Origin of the sequence: Bacillus testis (genome assembly GCF_001243895.1) — a bacterium.
Classification (GTDB): Bacteria; Bacillota; Bacilli; order Bacillales; family DSM-1321; genus Bacillus_AD; species Bacillus_AD testis.
Genome location: NZ_LN851186.1, coordinates 2,652,536 through 2,669,337, shown reverse-complemented (window position 1 = coordinate 2,669,337; position 16,802 = coordinate 2,652,536). Strand labels below are relative to the sequence as shown.

The window sequence follows — 16,802 nt, the reverse complement described above, 5'->3', positions numbered from 1 at the left end:
CCCTTCCATAATAGAGTCATAACACTTGTCCTCCTGCATACACTTGTACAAAACAGAAAAAGGATGAGGTACTTCATGGCGCTAAAAAAATGGGTGTTAATAGGTGTGTCTTTGTTGTTGCTTGCTTCTTTGCTGGCTCCTCCGTCCTCTGCCAGTGCCACTGAAGAAGCCCAATCGATCAAGGTGTCAGCAGTCAATGCAGTATTGATGGAACAAAAGAGCGGTCGGGTCTTATTCGAAAAGAAAGCGCATCAGCGGAAACGGATTGCCAGTATCACAAAAATCATGACCGCTATCATCGCCATAGAATCCGGCAAACTGAACGATACGGTTTCCATTTCGGAACAGGCGGTACGTGCAGAGGGTTCTTCCCTGTTCTTGAAGCCGGGGCAGAAGATGAAGCTAGAGGACCTGGTATACGGTCTAATGCTCCGTTCGGGCAATGATGCGGCAACAGCGATCGCCGAGCATGTAGGCGGAAGCGTGGAGGGATTTGCGCTTTTGATGAACCAAAAAGCGGAAGAGCTGGGCATGAAGGATTCCTCTTTTACCAATCCCCATGGCCTCGACAATACAGAAAACCATTATTCCTCGGCGTATGATATGGCGCTCTTGACACGTTATGCGATGGACAACCGTACATATGCCAAAATAGCGGGAACCAAGATCCATCGTGCGCCCAATACAGAAGAAGCCTGGGATTATTCTTGGAAAAATAAGAATAAAATGCTGACGCTGTATAAGTATTCAACCGGAGGCAAGACAGGATTTACTAAGCTGGCCAGGCGGACATTAGTATCCACTGCACAAAAAGACGGCATGGATTTAATTGCCGTAACGCTGAATGACGGTGATGATTGGAAAGACCATATGAATCTCTTCGAATACGGTTTTAAGCAATATACTTTGACACAAGTACTTAGACCAGGCTATGTGAAAGGTATCCAATCCAAATTTTACCGGAAGAAGGTGGTGTTGAAGCGGCCATTTTACTATCCGTTGACTGCGGATGAACAGGACAGAGTGACCGCTGAAATCAAATTGGTCAAGCCTGGCAGGAATTGGTCGAATAAAGATAACATTCCTCCGATCGTCGGAAAGGCAATCGTGGAACTGAACGGTGAACCGATCGGCAGCCGCAATATCTTTTTTAAGGGCCTGGAGCCTAAGAGAAAGACCAGTTTCCTGGAAGAATGGAAGCATGCCTTTTTGATGCTCTTGGATTTGAACCGCCATGGTTAATTATATCTGGGGAGCGATGTTCATCATCGGCTATGTCTTTGCGTTGATCAATGGAAAGATGGAAGCGGTCAATACTGCTTTATTCAAGGCGGCGGGAATGGGCGTCACGATTTCTCTCGGTTTGATGAGCGTGCTGATTTTCTGGCTCGGCCTTATGAGGATAGCAGAGGAATCAGGCTTGCTGGCAAAGATGGCAAATCTATTCAGGCCGCTGATAACCAGGCTTTTTCCCGATGTTCCCCCTGATCATCCTGCTCTGGGCTACATCCTGTCGAATATGATGGCGAATACATTCGGTCTCGGCAATGCGGCCACGCCGTTGGGCATTAAAGCGATGGAACAGCTCAAATCATTGAACGGCGGCAGGGATGAAGCTAGCCGTTCCATGATCACTTTCCTGGCCATCAATACATCGAGCATTACACTCATTCCGACGACTGTCATAGCGCTCCGTATGTCCCATCACAGTGCCAACCCGACGGATATTGTCATTACAACATTGCTGGCTACGACGGTCAGCATGATCGGAGGCATTCTGATCGACCGTTACTTTTATAAACGGAGAAGCAGGAAAGGGAGGAGGTAAACATGGGCTCGTTACTGATGTTGTCCACATTCATTCTGCCTATTTTGATCGGCGGGATTCTACTTTATGGCACGTTCAAAAAAGTCCCTACATATGAAAGCTTTGTGGAAGGAGGCAAGGAAGGCATCACGATTTCTTTTTCCATCATTCCTTATCTGGTCGGGATGCTGGCGGCAATTGCCGTATTCCGGGCATCGGGGGCCATGGATGCGTTGGTAGGTTTATTCAAGCCGCTGTTCAACTTGATAGGCGTTCCTTCGGAAATTGTGCCGCTGGCGCTGATCAGGCCTATTTCAGGGAACGCTGCCCTTGGTTTGACGAGCGACCTGATGGGCACATTCGGGCCGGATTCATTCATTGGCAGGCTTGCATCCACCATTCAAGGAAGCACGGATACGACATTTTATGTACTGACTGTCTATTTCGGGGCGGTCGGCATCCGGAAAATGGGGGATGCCGTCAAGGTCGGGCTGCTTGCAGACCTGGTCGGATTGGTTGCTGCGATTACAGCAGTCGTTTATATATTCGGATACTAATGGTACGATGGAAAGAGCTTTCTTTTCCATCGTTTTTTTTATGGGAAAGGGATTAGATGGCTGTTTAGAATATTGAATAGTCTGTACTTTTGGTTTTAGGAAAGTTTGTTTTTGCTTTTCCTCAGGAATATGACATAATTGTATATCGCTTGTTTATTTGTACAGCAAGAGATAATATGTAAGAGGTGATAAATTATGGAAAGATTACAAAAAATAATCGCTCACTCCGGCGTCGCTTCCCGTAGAAAAGCCGAAGAGTTAATTTTAGATGGCAAGGTGAAAGTTAACGGCGAAGTAGTGAAAACATTGGGGACAAAGGTTGGTCAGAATGACAAGGTTGAGGTCAATGGGGTGCCGCTAGAGAACGAAGCGCCGGTCTACTTTGTTCTGAACAAACCGCGTGGCGTAATTTCCGCCGTCCAGGATGACAAAAACCGTAAAGTGGTTACGGATTTCTTTCCACTTGTCGAGGAACGTATTTATCCGGTCGGCCGATTGGATTATGATACGTCCGGGCTGCTGATCATGACGAATGATGGAGAATTCGCCAATCTGCTAATGCATCCGAAAAATGAAGTCGACAAGGTATATGTGGCGAAAGTCAAAGGCATTCCGATGCGCGAGCAGCTGAAGAAACTAATTCACGGCATCAAGCTGGAGGACGGCATGACAGCACCGGCAAAGGTAAAGGTCATCTCAACCGATAAGAAGAAAAACACAAGCATCATCCAAATCACCATCCACGAAGGACGCAACCGCCAGGTCCGCAGAATGTTCGAAGCCATTGGACATCCTGTCATCAAACTGAAGCGTGAACAATACGGATTCCTGACGCTTAAAGGCCTTCGCCCAGGAGATGCCAGAGAATTGACTCCCCATGAAGTCAAGCAACTGCGTGTAATGGCTTCTAACAACGGGAAATAATTGGTATTATTCACATAATTTTCATTTTTATAAACAATATACAGATGTTGTTAAATGCTATAATGACGTTAATGTGCATGTAGGGGGATAAACATGGATAAGAAAAAACAACGTCTTGCAATCAGGACGGCGATATTAGTCGTTTTACTGATTGCGCTTGCTTACACACTGTATGCCAACTTCACCAAAGACAAAAACGACGAGGTAAGCAAAGGGGACCAAGCACCTAATTTTGTTCTGAAAGATCTAAATGGAAAATCACATAAGCTGTCCGATTATAAAGGAAAAGGGGTATTTATCAATTTCTGGGCCACTTGGTGCAAGCCATGCGAGGAAGAAATGCCGGCCATCAATGATATGTACCGCCAATATAAGAAGCAAGGAGTGGAAGTTCTTGCTGTCAATGTAGCCGAATCCGATGTAGTGATCGGCGATTACCGTGACCGCCTTGGCCTGGATTTCCCTATCCTGAAGGACAGTGACGAAGCTGTCGAGGAAGTATACGGTGTCTATAACCTGCCAGCCTCCTTTCTAATCGATCAGGACGGTAAAGTCGTATATGCCAAAACAGGCGCCATTGAACCAGATGAATTGAAACAGCTTTTTGAGCAGGTCAAGCCATAACATTGGGGAGTTTTAGACATGAATGATGTGAAATGCGAATGTGGCCATGTGAATCCACATGGCACCATCCTTTGTGAATCCTGCGGGAGAGTCCTGAACGAGACAGAGAAACAAAGCGAAGTTGTGGACATGCGCTACGAAGGGACGGCCAGGCGTTCACAAACCTATAAGAAAACGATTATAGATAAGATTTGGAATTTCTTTTCCTCCGTGAAAGTGGGTGTATGGCTGATTGTCGTCACCTTGTCGGCATCGGCTTTAGGCACGGTTTTTCCTCAGGAAATGTACATACCTCCCAATACACCAGCCAGTGTATTCTATAAAGATGAATATGGGTTTCTGGGACAGGTCTATTATGAGCTCGGTTTCCACAATCTGTACGGGTCATGGTGGTACCTACTCTTGATTGCATCAATCGGGATTTCTTTGGTCATATGCAGCCTAGACCGATTCATTCCATTACATAGAGCATTAAAAACGCAGCGGACAGACCGCCATGAAGGTTTCCTGAAGCGCCAGCGCTTGTTTTCAGCCACCGACTTAGAAGACGGTAAGGTGGATATAGAGGCACTGAAGGAGCGGCTCAAAAAATCTAAATATAAAGTGAAGGAAGAAAACGGCGCCATCCTCGCCGAGAAAAACCGCTTTTCAAGATGGGGGCCCTATGTCAACCATATCGGCCTGATCGTCTTCCTTGTAGGCGCCATGCTCCGCTTCGTGCCTGGCATGTACATGGATAAATCCATGTGGCTGAGGGAAGGGGAAACAAAACAGATTCCCGGTACCAAAGGGCAATATTTCTTGGAAAATAAGAAATTCGTCATGGAAATTTATGATAAAAACAAAGAAAAAGAAGTTTTCTCTAAAGCTATCGATAGAGGCGGAATGGTAGCCAAGAACTTTCAGACAGATGCTGTCCTGTATGAACGGCAAGGCAATAAAATTGTCGGTGAAAAACCGAAGCTCAAACAAATAGAAGAAAAGAATATCAGAGTCAACGAACCCTTGAAAGTGGGAAATCTGGCAATCTATCAGGTAAACTACAAGCTAGATGAACTCAATCAGATGTACCTTAGCTTCAATCGGAAGTCAGATAACCAAAGCTTCGGCAAAATCAAAGTTGATTTGAATAATCCGAAAGTGTCATACGACCTCGGGAAGGGCTATAAAGTGAAGCTCATCAATTATTTTCCTGATTTCGTCATGGGGGACGATGGCAAACCGACAACTGTATCCAAAGTGCCGAATAATCCGGCCTTTGTCTTCAAAATGTTTGCTCCGGACAAACCAAAAGGCGAAGTGAGCTTCGTCGCCATCAAGAAAACCATCGAAGGCTCGGCCAATAACGAATATAAAATGGCATTCGCCGGTATAGAAACAAAAAATGTAACCGCTTTGACCATCCGCAAAGACTTAACAATTCCTTTCCTCATCATTGGCGGAATCATCTTCATGATCGGTGTCGTGCAAGGAGCTTATTGGCATCACCGCAGAATCTGGATCCAGAAAAAAGGCGATAAACTATTTATAGCCGCCCATACCAATAAAAACTGGCATGGCCTAAAAAGGGATATATCCAAAGCAATTGACGGATTTGGATGGAATGAGCCGGAAGATCGGCTTCAAAAGGCAGAATCTTCGAAATAGGGGGAAAGAGAATGGCAGCACTTAGCGGTAATCTTTTATTTACAGCATTCTTACTATATTTAGTCGCAACACTTTTTTTCGGAGGCGCCATCAAGGATAAACGCAAATCCGTCTCCGACAAAATGAATAACTGGTCCAAAATCGGGATTGCACTGACTATCATCGGCTTCCTTGCCCAACTTGGCTATTTTGTCACCAGATGGATCGTTTCCGGACATGCGCCGGTCAGCAACCTATTCGAGTTTACCACGTTCTTCGGTATGATGCTTGTCGGCGCGTTCATTGCCATCTTCTTTATCTACCGAGTGAACGCCCTTGGCTTGGTCACATTGCCGATTGCTATCCTGATCATCGCTTATGCTGCTATGTTTCCACGTGACATCACGCCGCTTGTTCCATCGCTGCAGAGCTATTGGCTGCATGTGCACGTCACGACCGCGGCGGCAGGCCAAGCGATACTTGCGGTCAGTTTCGCAGCTGGTTTGCTGTACTTAATCAAATCGATCGATCAAACAAAGAAAAGCAAAAAAACATTCTGGCTTGAAGCAGTCGTCTTCTCATTGGTGATCGCCTTAGGCTTTATCATTGTATCCACTGTATTTGCCATTGACGGCTATAAAGCCGAGTTTAATTATGTCGACAAAAACGGCGAAGAAGCCGTGGCTGATTACACCTTACCGGCCCTTGTCGGCCAGCATGACGCCGTCTTGAAAACAAAAGGCGCCATGGAACCATTGGTGGAACTGCCGGCTATCTTCAACGCTAAGAAAGTAAACACCGTCCTCTGGTCGCTCGGAGTCGGAACCGTCCTGTATCTCTTGCTACGGTTGATTTTCCGCAAACGGATTGCCGCCGTTTTTCAGCCATTGGTGCGTAACCTTAATCTTGATCTTGTCGATGAAATCGGCTATCGGTCAGTCTTGATTGGTTTTCCGGTCTTTACGCTCGGAGCCTTGATCTTCGCTATGATTTGGGCGCAGATCGCCTGGACGCGCTTTTGGGGCTGGGATCCGAAAGAAGTGTGGGCGCTCATCACCTGGCTATTCTATGCCGCTTTCTTGCATTTACGCCTATCAAAAGGCTGGCATGGCGAAAAATCAGCCTGGCTGGCGGTTATCGGCTTTGCTATTATCATGTTCAATTTGATTTTTGTGAATATGGTTATTGCTGGCTTGCATTCTTATGCTTGAGATACATTACAAAACCCCTTCTATTGTCAAAATAGAAGGGGTTTTGTAATTGTCATTTCTTCATATAAACGCTACATTAATTCACAATCTTCTTATATCCTGCGTACGTGGCGAGAAAATAACCTCCGTAGATGAGGATCAGCACGCCGGCCGTGATAAGGGACGGCAGGAATACATCTGTTTTGCCGAACAACATGACGGCTGCATTGACGACCTTTATGCCGAAGAAGGAATTGACAATCGCCAATGATAAAGGCATCAGGAAGTAAATGGCAACCTGTTTGAAGATGGAGCTGTTTATAGTTTGATTGGTTACCCCTATTTTTTTCAGCATAGAATAGCGTAGGACATTGTCACTTGCTTCCGACAATTGTTGGAGGGCAAGGATCGCTGCGCTTGCAATCAGGAAGAAGGTGCCCATATAGATCCCCAGGAAAACAAAGATGGTAGAGGTGCCTACCGCACTGTCATAGGCGGCTGTCTTTGTGATTCCGTTAATCGCATATCCCCGTTTTTCCATTTCCGGGCCCCAATTTTTAAAGCTGTCGAACTTGTCTACAATTTCTTGATCATGGCTTTTGATATTTTTCTTATAGTTTGTATTCCACGTAGATTGATAGACGCTCATGTCTTTTACGGCTTCATCGGGCAGCACGACCGCTAATGAATCAACTGGCGAATAGTTGTTAGAGTAAGAGAACGTATCCGCTTTGTCATTGATAATTTTGTATGATTTGCCCTTAATCGTAAGGCTTTTCTCTGAATCAATCAGATTATCCACTGTTTTGTGGAAATTTTCCATATTATAGAACAGCCAGACGGAGTCTTTTGGGATGTCGACGGGCTTTTTCCCTTGCATATTTGCTAACTTCCGATAATCGGATTGCTTGATGGCGACCAAGGGTATTTCCTTTACGGCCTTAGAGAGCTGTGCGGCTATGTTGTCTTGATATTTTTTCAGTAAAGCCACTTGGTTCACACCCGTATAATAGGTGTTAAAGCTTATGGATTGCTCATATTGACGTGTATCTACTTTGTGCTCTTTAAGCAATTCTTCTACATTTTTCGTCGATTTGTCTTCATCCATCGTATAGGTAAAGACAGAGGCGGAATATGGAGTAGCAGCATCAAGCCCTTTTTCCATCGTATTCTTAATACTGAATCCTGTAGACAAGACGCCGATTGTAAAGAATAGCATGATACAAATGATGGACATGGATAAAAAGGTTGTATTCACCTTGGAATTAATCTGGCGCAATATGAACATATTGATGTTGCTATAATAGATTTTTTTGTTGCGCTTGATCAGATTAAGGGCGAAGCCGGACAGCGACATGAAGAATAGGAATGTGCCGGCGACTCCTAGGGTGACACTGACCAGGACTTTTTTGCCGCCAGAGAATAAACCATATTCAAGGACCGTTCGGTATGCAATGCCCAATAGGACTAGTGATAAGATGAATAGGATGATAGATACCCAGGTTTTGCGGACCTTCAGACTTTCGTTTTTGCGGGAAGCAGTCAACAGGTCGATCAGTTTGTATCTGGTGATGGTAAAGGCATTAAATAGCATGACCAATACAAAGATGATCCCGAAGTACAGAATCGTTTTCCAAATTGCTTTTGTCGAAATGACGAATTGATAGTTGGATACATCTACTTCGAACATTTTTACGGTCAGAATGGATAACCCTTGGGATGCCAGAAGGCCGATGGCAAGACCTGCTGCCAGCGACAGGATGCCGACAAATAATGTCTCGCTGACGAGGATACGGGAGATTTTATATTTGCCCATCCCTAACGTCATATAGAGACCCAATTCTTTTTTTCTTCGCTTGATCAAGAAATTATTCGCATACAGGATCAGAAAACCAAGGACCACAGAAACGAACACGGACACATAGGATAGCAATAGAATCAGGCTATCCACCGTTTGGCTTTTGTTTTCCGTCAGATCTAACATGGCTTTCTGGGCGGATATCGAGTTGAAGCTGTAGAAAATACAGACAGCGAATGTTAGCGTCAAAAAGTAGATCATAAAGTCGGAAAGGCTTCTTTTTACATTCCGGTATGCTAGTTTAAAATACATCGTTAGAGTCACCGCCCAGTTTGCTTACCACGTCGATAATGGAGTGGAAGAATTCTTTTCTTGTTTTGTTGCCGCGCACGAGCTCCTTATAAAGGGTACCATCTTTGATAAAGAGGATTCTGTGCGCATAGCTTGCTGTGAATGCATCATGTGTAACCATTAAGATGGTTGCCTGCAGGTCTTTATTCAATTTTTCGAAAGAATCGAGCAGCAAAGTGGATGACTTAGAATCCAAGGCGCCGGTCGGTTCATCGGCCAGTATGAGCGACGGATTTGTCACCATGGCGCGGACAGCGGCAACCCGTTGCTTTTGGCCTCCTGACATTTGATACGGGAATTTGCCCAATACATCCGTTATCTCTAATTTGTCCGCCATTTCCCGGATGAGCCGGTCAATCTCTCCTGCTTTTTTGCCTTGGATGGTCAGGGCGATGGCAATATTTTCAGTGGCTGTCAGTGTATCCAGCAGATTGAAATCTTGGAAGATGAAACCAAGCTCATCCCGGCGGAATTTCTCGAGCTTTCCTGCTTTCAGCTTGGTGATGTCCTGCCCTTTTATATAAATGCTCCCTGATGTCACTTTATCGATGGTCGATATGCAATTAAGCAGTGTTGTCTTGCCGCTGCCGGAGGGACCCATGATCCCGACAAACTCTCCCTTCTCCACTGTAAAACCGATATTGTGCAGCGCTTTGGAAACCATCCCTTTCTTTCCGTACTGTTTCCCAATACGTTCAACCGCAAGTACTGTACCCATCACAATCAATCTCCTTTGTATTTGATGCCTTAATTATATGGCTCATTTAAATAATCAAATATCGATTGAGGTTTCATTTACCTTACAATATTGTAAGGTAAATGAAGTGAGAAAAGCGAAAATAGCCATGTACAAAGAAAAAAGAAGGGCTTCAATTTCAAAAACTATTTAAACTCAGTTGACAACTAGGAATAGTCAGTAATATAGTAATGTATAAGTTAATTAGCTATTGGCTGATCGGAAAACCGAAGGCTCTTGATTAGTGGATGTAGCAGTCGAGTATGACTGCAAGTCCCTGATTGGGAGCCTTTTTCTTTTTCTTAGCTGATGGAAATAGACAAACAAAAGGAATGGGGGATGAAGATGAAAAGGTGGTTATGGCTGACTGTACTTCTATTAGTGGTGGGGATGCTGTCCGCATGTGGCTCTAAGGCATCGAATGGGGCTTCGGAAAGCGGCTCTAAGGCATCATCAAAGAAATCAGTGGAACTTTTGAATGTATCATATGATCCGACAAGAGAGCTTTACCAGCAATACAATGAAGCATTCGCCAAGCATTGGCAAAAGGAAAAGGGGCAAAAGGTGACAATCCAGCAGTCGCATGGCGGTTCAGGTAAGCAAGGGCGCGCCATCATTGATGGCCTGCAGGCGGATGTGGCCACACTGGCATTGGGGTATGATATCGATGCGATTGCAGACGGCGGCTTGCTATCGAAAGACTGGAAAGAAAAGCTGCCGGATCATTCGACTCCGTATACGTCGACCATCGTGTTCCTGGTGAAAAAGGGGAACCCGAAGCATATTGAGGATTGGGATGACCTCATCCGGAAAGATGTATCGGTCATAACGCCGAATCCGAAAACATCCGGCGGAGCCCGTTGGAACTACCTGGCGGCCTGGGCATATGCTGACCAGAAGTATGGCGGCGAGGAGAAGAAGGTGAAGCAGTTTGTGAAAAAGCTGTATAACAATGTAGCTGTGCTGGATTCAGGGGCCCGCGGTGCGACGACCACGTTTGTGGAGCGGGGAATTGGCGATGTTCTGATTGCCTGGGAAAATGAGGCTTTCTTGTCGATCAACGAACTCGGCAAGGATAAGTTTGAAATTGTCGCCCCTTCCATTTCCATGCTGGCTGAACCGCCTGTAGCGGTCATCGATAAGGTGGCGGACAAAAAAGGGACGAAGGAAGTGGCGACCGCTTATCTGAAGTATCTCTACAGCGAGGAAGGACAGGAGATTGCCGCGAAAAATTACTACCGTCCGCGCAATGAAGAAATCTTAAAAAAATATAGGGATGTATTCCCGAAAATCAATCTGGTCACAATCGATGAACAATTCGGCGGCTGGGAAAAAGCGCAAAAGGTCCATTTCGATGACGGCGGGACATTTGACGTATTTATCAGAAATAAGGATAAAGGGAGGGAGCCTGTTTGGAACCGAGGCTGTCCCTTTGGAAAAGTAGGGATGTTGAATTGAGGAATTTATCTGCAGGAAAGAAAAAATCGGTGCTTCCCGGTTTTGGCTTGACGATGGGTTTTACCGTTTTATATATAGGCATACTTGTACTCATTCCGCTTTCGATGGTGTTTGTCCATTCTTTTTCCCTTGGATGGAGCGGTTTTTGGGAGACGGTGACGACTGACAGAGCGTTGGCATCGTATAAACTCAGTTTCGGGACAGCATTTGCCGCCGCTTTCATCAATGGAGTGTTCGGCGTCCTGATTGCCTGGGTGCTTAGCCGATATGAGTTTCCCGGAAAGCGGTTGATGGATTCGCTTGTCGATCTGCCTTTTGCGCTTCCCACTGCTGTGGCTGGCATTGTGCTGGCGACACTCTATTCGGAGAATGGCTGGGTCGGGCAGTTGTTTTCTTTCAAAATCGCTTTTACACCGCTCGGTATCATGGTGGCGCTCATTTTCATCGGCTTGCCGTTTGTGGTGCGCACCGTCCAGCCTGTCCTGGAAGGCATCGAAAAAGAAGTGGAAGAGGTTTCTTCCATATTGGGGGCAACGCGGTTGCAGACATTCCGCAAAGTCATTCTGCCTGAGCTGATGCCCGCTGTTTTGACAGGCTTTGCTTTGTCGTTTGCCCGTTCACTCGGAGAGTATGGATCGGTTGTTTTTATCTCGGGAAATATGCCTTTCAAGACGGAAATTGCGCCGCTCATCATCATGACCAAGCTCGAGCAATACGATTATGCCGGTGCGACGGCAATTGCGGCTGTCATGTTGGTTGCGACATTTACTATTTTATTATGCATCAATATCCTGCAGTGGGCTGTGAGCAGGAAATTCATGAAGTAAGGGGGGAAGACATGAGCGCGCAAGCTGAAATCCGGCAAGATGCCGGTCTGAAGTCCCATAGTGTTTCCCGTACAACGGAGCCTCTGGCGGTGAGGATCATCCTGATTGCGGTCGCGCTGTTGTTTATGGCATTGTTTTTAGTATTGCCTTTGGCAGCCATCTTCGTCAAAGCGTTCGAAAAAGGCGGAGAATTGTATATAGCGAGCATCACCCATCCGGATGCCTGGGCTGCCATTAAGCTGACACTGACTGTTGCTCTGATTGTGGTACCGCTGAATGCCATCTTTGGCGTGGCGGCTGCCTGGGCCATATCGAAATACCAATTCCGCGGGAAGAATGTGTTGCTGACACTGATTGACCTGCCATTTGCGGTTTCGCCGGTTATCGCCGGTTTGATTTTCATCCTGTTGTTTGGGCAGAACAGTGCACTCGGCCATTGGCTCCAAAACCAGAATGTAACCATCCTGTTTGCTGTCCCGGGGATTGTGTTGGCAACGCTTTTTGTAACGCTTCCCTTTGTTGCCCGCGAGCTGATTCCGCTTATGCAGAGCCAAGGATCATCGGAGGAGGAAGCTTCCCTGGTCCTCGGAGCGGGCGGTTGGAAAACGTTCCTCAAGGTGACATTGCCGAATATCAAGTGGGGATTATTCTATGGCATCATTCTGTGCAACGCACGGGCAATCGGAGAATTCGGTGCCGTTTCGGTTGTTTCAGGGCATATCCGTGGACTGACGAATACAATGCCTTTGCATATCGAAATTCTTTACAATGAATATCAATTCACGGCCTCTTTCGCTGTCGCATCTTTGATGTCATTAATGGCCATCGTGACTTTAATCGTGAAAAGCCTCATTGAGAAAAAAGGAAAGTATAAGTCGAAAAAAGTCGGTTAGAAAGGGGAAATAAAATTGTCTATCTCTATCCAACATATCTCGAAGTCATTCGGGAACGCCAAAATCCTTCACGATATTGATTTGGAAATCAAAAGCGGCGAATTAGTGGCTTTACTCGGCCCATCGGGATCCGGAAAAACGTCGCTGCTGCGCATCATATCGGGTCTAGAGGCTCCAGATGAGGGGAAAGTCTTGTTTGATCAGACAGATTTATCGAACAAAGGGATCGGTGAAAGAAAGGTAGGGTTCGTTTTCCAGCATTATGCGCTGTTCCGCAATATGACCATTTTCGAGAACATCGCATACGGTTTGAAAGTGAAGCCGCGGAAATACCGTCCCAGCAAAGAAGAAATCAAGAGAAAAGTAACAGAATTATTGCAGTTGATCAAACTGGAAGAATTCGGCGGCCGCTATCCTAGTGAATTGTCCGGTGGCCAGCGGCAGCGTGTGGCGCTGGCCCGCTCGCTTGCCGTCGAGCCGAAGGTACTTCTGCTTGATGAACCGTTTGGGGCGCTTGATGCGAAGGTGAGAAAAGATTTACGCCGATGGCTGCGAAAATTGCATAATGATTTTCCAATCACCAGTGTGTTTGTCACACACGATCAGGAAGAAGCCCTCGATGTGGCCGACCGGATTGTGATCATGAACAATGGCCGAATCGAACAGGTGGGCTCGCCGTCCGAAGTGTATGAACATCCTGCTAATCCGTTTGTCTATGATTTTTTAGGGAATGTGAACACTTTTTCAGGAAGAATCAAAAATGGCAAACTCCATACAGGCAACTATTCACTTGACGTATGCGGGGAACATGACAAAACAGAAGGAGAAGCGGTGGGCTATACGAGGCCGCATGATTTCAATATTGATAAGCATCCTACTGAAAAGTCATCCATCGCCGCTTCCGTTGAATATGTCCACGTGGTTGGGCCGGCAGTGCGTGTCGAGTTGAAGAGACAGGATAATGGAGAAACAATCGAGCTTGAAATTCCTAAAGAAAAAAGCATGGATCTGGAGCTTGAGCAGGGGAATATGGTATATGTAACCCCTCGTGAAATGAAAGTGTTTTTGGATTTTGTCATTTAGGGATTGTCCGTCCATTATGGAAGTTCTTATGGGGAAATTTCCTTTAGAGCGTGCAGTTATAATTATACAAAATCAACCAAAAGTAATATTGACAAATCTTATGCGTATGGTAGGATTAATGTTATTAAATGGTTATGAATTTATGGTTTTATAAGCTTAAGGAGGCGAACCAAGCTGGAACAATCTCAATGGAAGTACGTATTCGACCATCTTGAAGTGATGCTTTCAAACTTGAAGTTCGGCAATATTACATTGGTCGTCCAAGACGGTAAGGTTATTCAAATCGAAAAAAATGAAAAGGTTCGCCTTAAACAAAATAAAGCCCGCTGACTAGACAAACTAGAGGCGGTCTTCTTTTACCTGACAGGTGAGGAAGGCTGCCTTTTTTTGTACCACAAATGACCGACAGGGGATGAATACATGGCGAATGGCGAATTGCAGCGGCTGGCGGAATCCTTCGGCGCCGAGGATTTATTGAAAGGAGCCGGGAAAGTGTTGGAGTGGGCTTACCGGACATACGAGCCCGATCAAATTGTCTATGCCTCAAGCTTCGGTGCAGAGGCAATGGTGCTGATTGATCTGTTAACGGAAATCAAGAAGGACGCCCATATCGTTTTCCTTGATACGGGTCTCCATTTCCCGGAAACATATGAGGTCATTGAAGCGGTGGAGGCGAGGTACCCCGCATTGCGAATCGAACGCAAACTTCCTTCGTTGACATTGGATGAACAGATGGAAAGGCATGGATCTGCCCTCTGGAAAAGGGAGCCGGATACTTGTTGCCATATCCGCAAGGTCCTGCCGTTGCAGGAAGCGTTGGCAGGGAAGAAGGCCTGGATTTCCGGCTTACGCAGGGAGCAATCCCTTTCGCGTTCCAAAACGGCATTCCTGAACGAAGATGCCAAATTCAATAATATCAAGATTTGTCCGCTCATCCATTGGACATGGGACGATGTCTGGTACTATATCAAGGAAAAAGAGCTGCCTTACAATTCCTTGCATGATCAAGGGTATCCGAGCATCGGCTGTTTTCCTTGTACACAGCCTGTCTCCAGTGAAGGGGACAGCAGAGAAGGGCGCTGGCAAGGCAGCGGCAAGACAGAATGCGGACTTCATGTCCAAGAGGAAAAAGACCAGCAAGATACCAAATAGGAAGGATGGAAAGAAATGAGCTTGCCTGAACCACATGGCGGAAAACTGATTTCTGCCTATAACCCGCAGTTTGATGCTGCGGCCATTTCAAAAGAAATAGAAATTGATGCTGTCGCTTTGAGCGATCTTGAATTGATCGGAGTCGGCCTGTTCAGCCCTTTGGAGGGTTTCATGGGCAAAGCTGATTATGATTCAGTTGTCGAACATATGAGGCTGCAGGATGGTACTGTATGGAGCATCCCAATCGCCTTGCCTGTGACCAAAGAGAAAGCATTGGAACTATCTGAAGGAGAAAGCGTGAAGTTAAGCCATAATGGCGTTGTATATGGCGTTCTCGCCATTTCTGAGCTGTTCATGCCCGATTTGGCCAAGGAAGCCCGCTTCGTCTATCGGACGGAAGACCTTGCCCATCCGGGTGTAGCCCGCTTGTTTGCACGGGGAGATGTATATGTGGCCGGAGAGATCACGCTGACCAAAAAGCCGGGCCACGGAGACGCCCAGGAAGCCTGGCTGGAACCGCGGAAGACAAGGGAAGTGTTCCGGGAAAAAGGCTGGAACACAGTGGTCGGTTTCCAAACGCGCAACCCAGTCCACCGGGCGCATGAATATATCCAGAAAGCAGCGCTCGAGACGGTGGATGGATTGTTTCTGAATCCGTTGGTGGGGGAGACAAAAAAAGACGATATACCGGCTGACATTAGGCTGCGAAGCTATCATGCGCTGTTGGAGAACTATTATCCGAAGGACCGCGTGCAATTGGGGGTATATCCTGCCGCAATGAGATATGCCGGCCCGCGTGAAGCCGTCTTCCACGCGATTGTCCGCAAGAACTTCGGCTGCAGCCATTTTATTGTCGGCCGCGACCATGCAGGTGTCGGCAACTATTATGGAACGTATGACGCCCAGCATATTTTCAGCCAATTCAGCCAAGAGGAACTGGGCATTCAGCTGCTATTCTTTGAAAATAGTTTTTACTGCCATGCGTGCGAAGGGATGGCTTCCGAAAAGACCTGTCCGCACGGCCCAGAGGAGCGTGTGGTTCTCTCAGGGACAAAGGTAAGGGAAATGCTGCGCAATGGCGAGCAGCCGCCTTCGACATTCAGCCGCAAAGAAGTCATAGATGTACTGATTGAAGGATTAAAGGAACATACACATAGTTAAGGAGGCTAGCCATGAAACAGGCAACGAATATCACCTGGCATGAAGCGGCCGTCACCAAAAACGACCGCAGAAGCCAAAACGGCCACGGCAGTTGCGTGCTTTGGTTCACCGGGCTGTCCGGATCAGGCAAATCGACCATCGCCAATGCATTATCCCAAAATTTATACCGGGAACGCATCTCAGAATATGTCCTGGATGGCGACAACATCCGCCATGGGCTGAACCGGAACCTTGGTTTCTCCGATGAAGACCGGTCAGAGAATATCCGCCGGATCGGCGAGGTGGCAAAGCTGTTCGTCGACAGCGGAACGATTGTGGCAACTGCCTTTATTTCGCCTTTCCGCAAGGACCGGGATGCTGTCCGCTCCATGTTCGAAGACGGCGAATTCATTGAAGTGCATGTCCATTGCCCGCTTGCGGAATGCGAGCGGCGTGACCCCAAACAGCTCTATGCAAAAGCAAGGAGCGGAGAAATCAAAGATTTTACCGGAATCGACTCTCCCTATGAAGAGCCTGATGCGCCGGAAATCACCATCCGCTCCGATCAACTGTCGGTAGAGGAAGCTGTCAAGGAAATCAAACAATATCTAATCGACCGCAGAATTATATAGGAGG

At 46.6% G+C, this 16,802-nt stretch carries 17 protein-coding genes; 15 read left to right on the top strand and 2 right to left on the bottom strand.

Annotated elements, in window-relative coordinates; all coding sequences use genetic code 11:
• The first annotated feature begins 75 nt into the window (after positions 1-75).
• From BN1765_RS13390 to ccsB, 7 genes are all read left to right on the top strand, one after another.
• The gene (locus BN1765_RS13390) at positions 76-1,242 is read left to right on the top strand and encodes a D-alanyl-D-alanine carboxypeptidase family protein (protein ID WP_050615601.1); all 1,167 of its coding nucleotides are present in this window, start codon (positions 76-78) and stop codon (positions 1,240-1,242) included.
• Entirely contained in the window at positions 1,235-1,828 is a 594-nt protein-coding gene (locus tag BN1765_RS13385; protein WP_050615600.1) for a nucleoside recognition domain-containing protein, read from the top strand. The genes BN1765_RS13390 and BN1765_RS13385 overlap by 8 nt, the downstream gene beginning before the upstream one ends.
• 2 nt (positions 1,829-1,830) lie before the next feature.
• Positions 1,831-2,364 carry a spore maturation protein gene (locus tag BN1765_RS13380; RefSeq protein WP_050615599.1) on the top strand — a complete coding sequence of 178 codons (534 nt, stop codon included), beginning with the start codon at positions 1,831-1,833 and terminating at the stop codon, positions 2,362-2,364.
• Positions 2,365-2,559: 195 nt separating this feature from the next.
• The gene (locus BN1765_RS13375) at positions 2,560-3,288 is read left to right on the top strand and encodes a pseudouridine synthase (protein WP_050615598.1); all 729 of its coding nucleotides are present in this window, start codon (positions 2,560-2,562) and stop codon (positions 3,286-3,288) included.
• 93 nt (positions 3,289-3,381) lie between these two features.
• Positions 3,382-3,912 carry a thiol-disulfide oxidoreductase ResA gene (gene resA, locus BN1765_RS13370; RefSeq protein ID WP_050615597.1) on the top strand — a complete coding sequence of 177 codons (531 nt, stop codon included), beginning with the start codon at positions 3,382-3,384 and terminating at the stop codon, positions 3,910-3,912.
• Positions 3,913-3,930: 18 nt separating this feature from the next.
• On the top strand, positions 3,931-5,559 hold the full coding sequence (gene resB / locus BN1765_RS13365; protein WP_050615596.1) for a cytochrome c biogenesis protein ResB: 1,629 nt from the start codon (positions 3,931-3,933) through the stop codon (positions 5,557-5,559).
• A gap of 11 nt (positions 5,560-5,570) precedes the next feature.
• The gene (ccsB, locus tag BN1765_RS13360) at positions 5,571-6,749 is read left to right on the top strand and encodes a c-type cytochrome biogenesis protein CcsB (RefSeq protein ID WP_050615595.1); all 1,179 of its coding nucleotides are present in this window, start codon (positions 5,571-5,573) and stop codon (positions 6,747-6,749) included.
• A gap of 76 nt (positions 6,750-6,825) precedes the next feature.
• On the opposite strand, the gene BN1765_RS13355 is transcribed toward ccsB, so the two are convergent.
• Together BN1765_RS13355 and BN1765_RS13350 are read right to left on the bottom strand one after the other, a co-directional pair.
• On the bottom strand, positions 6,826-8,838 hold the full coding sequence (locus BN1765_RS13355; RefSeq protein ID WP_050615594.1) for an FtsX-like permease family protein: 2,013 nt from the start codon (positions 8,836-8,838) through the stop codon (positions 6,826-6,828).
• Positions 8,828-9,595: an ABC transporter ATP-binding protein gene (locus BN1765_RS13350; RefSeq protein ID WP_050615593.1), complete on the bottom strand. Its 768-nt coding sequence runs from the start codon at positions 9,593-9,595 to the stop codon at positions 8,828-8,830. The genes BN1765_RS13355 and BN1765_RS13350 overlap by 11 nt, the downstream gene beginning before the upstream one ends.
• Before the next feature lie 363 nt (positions 9,596-9,958).
• Here BN1765_RS13350 and BN1765_RS13345 point away from each other — a divergent pair, with 363 nt between their 5' ends.
• From BN1765_RS13345 to cysC, 8 genes are all read left to right on the top strand, one after another.
• Complete coding sequence (locus BN1765_RS13345) at positions 9,959-11,071, top strand: sulfate ABC transporter substrate-binding protein (protein WP_082195476.1); 1,113 nt, start codon at positions 9,959-9,961, stop codon at positions 11,069-11,071.
• A 53-nt stretch (positions 11,072-11,124) separates the two neighbouring features.
• Entirely contained in the window at positions 11,125-11,898 is a 774-nt protein-coding gene (gene cysT, locus BN1765_RS13340; RefSeq protein ID WP_050616775.1) for a sulfate ABC transporter permease subunit CysT, read from the top strand.
• Between the two features lie 11 nt (positions 11,899-11,909).
• Positions 11,910-12,791, top strand: a complete 882-nt coding sequence (gene cysW, locus BN1765_RS13335) for a sulfate ABC transporter permease subunit CysW (RefSeq protein WP_082195475.1) — start codon at positions 11,910-11,912, stop codon at positions 12,789-12,791.
• Between the two features lie 15 nt (positions 12,792-12,806).
• Positions 12,807-13,874: a sulfate/molybdate ABC transporter ATP-binding protein gene (locus BN1765_RS13330; RefSeq protein WP_050615592.1), complete on the top strand. Its 1,068-nt coding sequence runs from the start codon at positions 12,807-12,809 to the stop codon at positions 13,872-13,874.
• Between the two features lie 174 nt (positions 13,875-14,048).
• Entirely contained in the window at positions 14,049-14,204 is a 156-nt protein-coding gene (locus BN1765_RS20490) for a YezD family protein (protein ID WP_261797572.1), read from the top strand.
• Positions 14,205-14,294: 90 nt separating this feature from the next.
• Complete coding sequence (locus BN1765_RS13325; RefSeq protein ID WP_050615591.1) at positions 14,295-15,026, top strand: phosphoadenylyl-sulfate reductase; 732 nt, start codon at positions 14,295-14,297, stop codon at positions 15,024-15,026.
• 15 nt (positions 15,027-15,041) lie between these two features.
• Positions 15,042-16,187, top strand: a complete 1,146-nt coding sequence (gene sat, locus BN1765_RS13320; RefSeq protein WP_050615590.1) for a sulfate adenylyltransferase — start codon at positions 15,042-15,044, stop codon at positions 16,185-16,187.
• Between the two features lie 11 nt (positions 16,188-16,198).
• Positions 16,199-16,798 (top strand): adenylyl-sulfate kinase, encoded by a 600-nt coding sequence (gene cysC / locus BN1765_RS13315; protein WP_050615589.1) that lies wholly within the window; start codon positions 16,199-16,201, stop codon positions 16,796-16,798.
• The last annotated feature ends 4 nt before the right edge of the window (positions 16,799-16,802 follow it).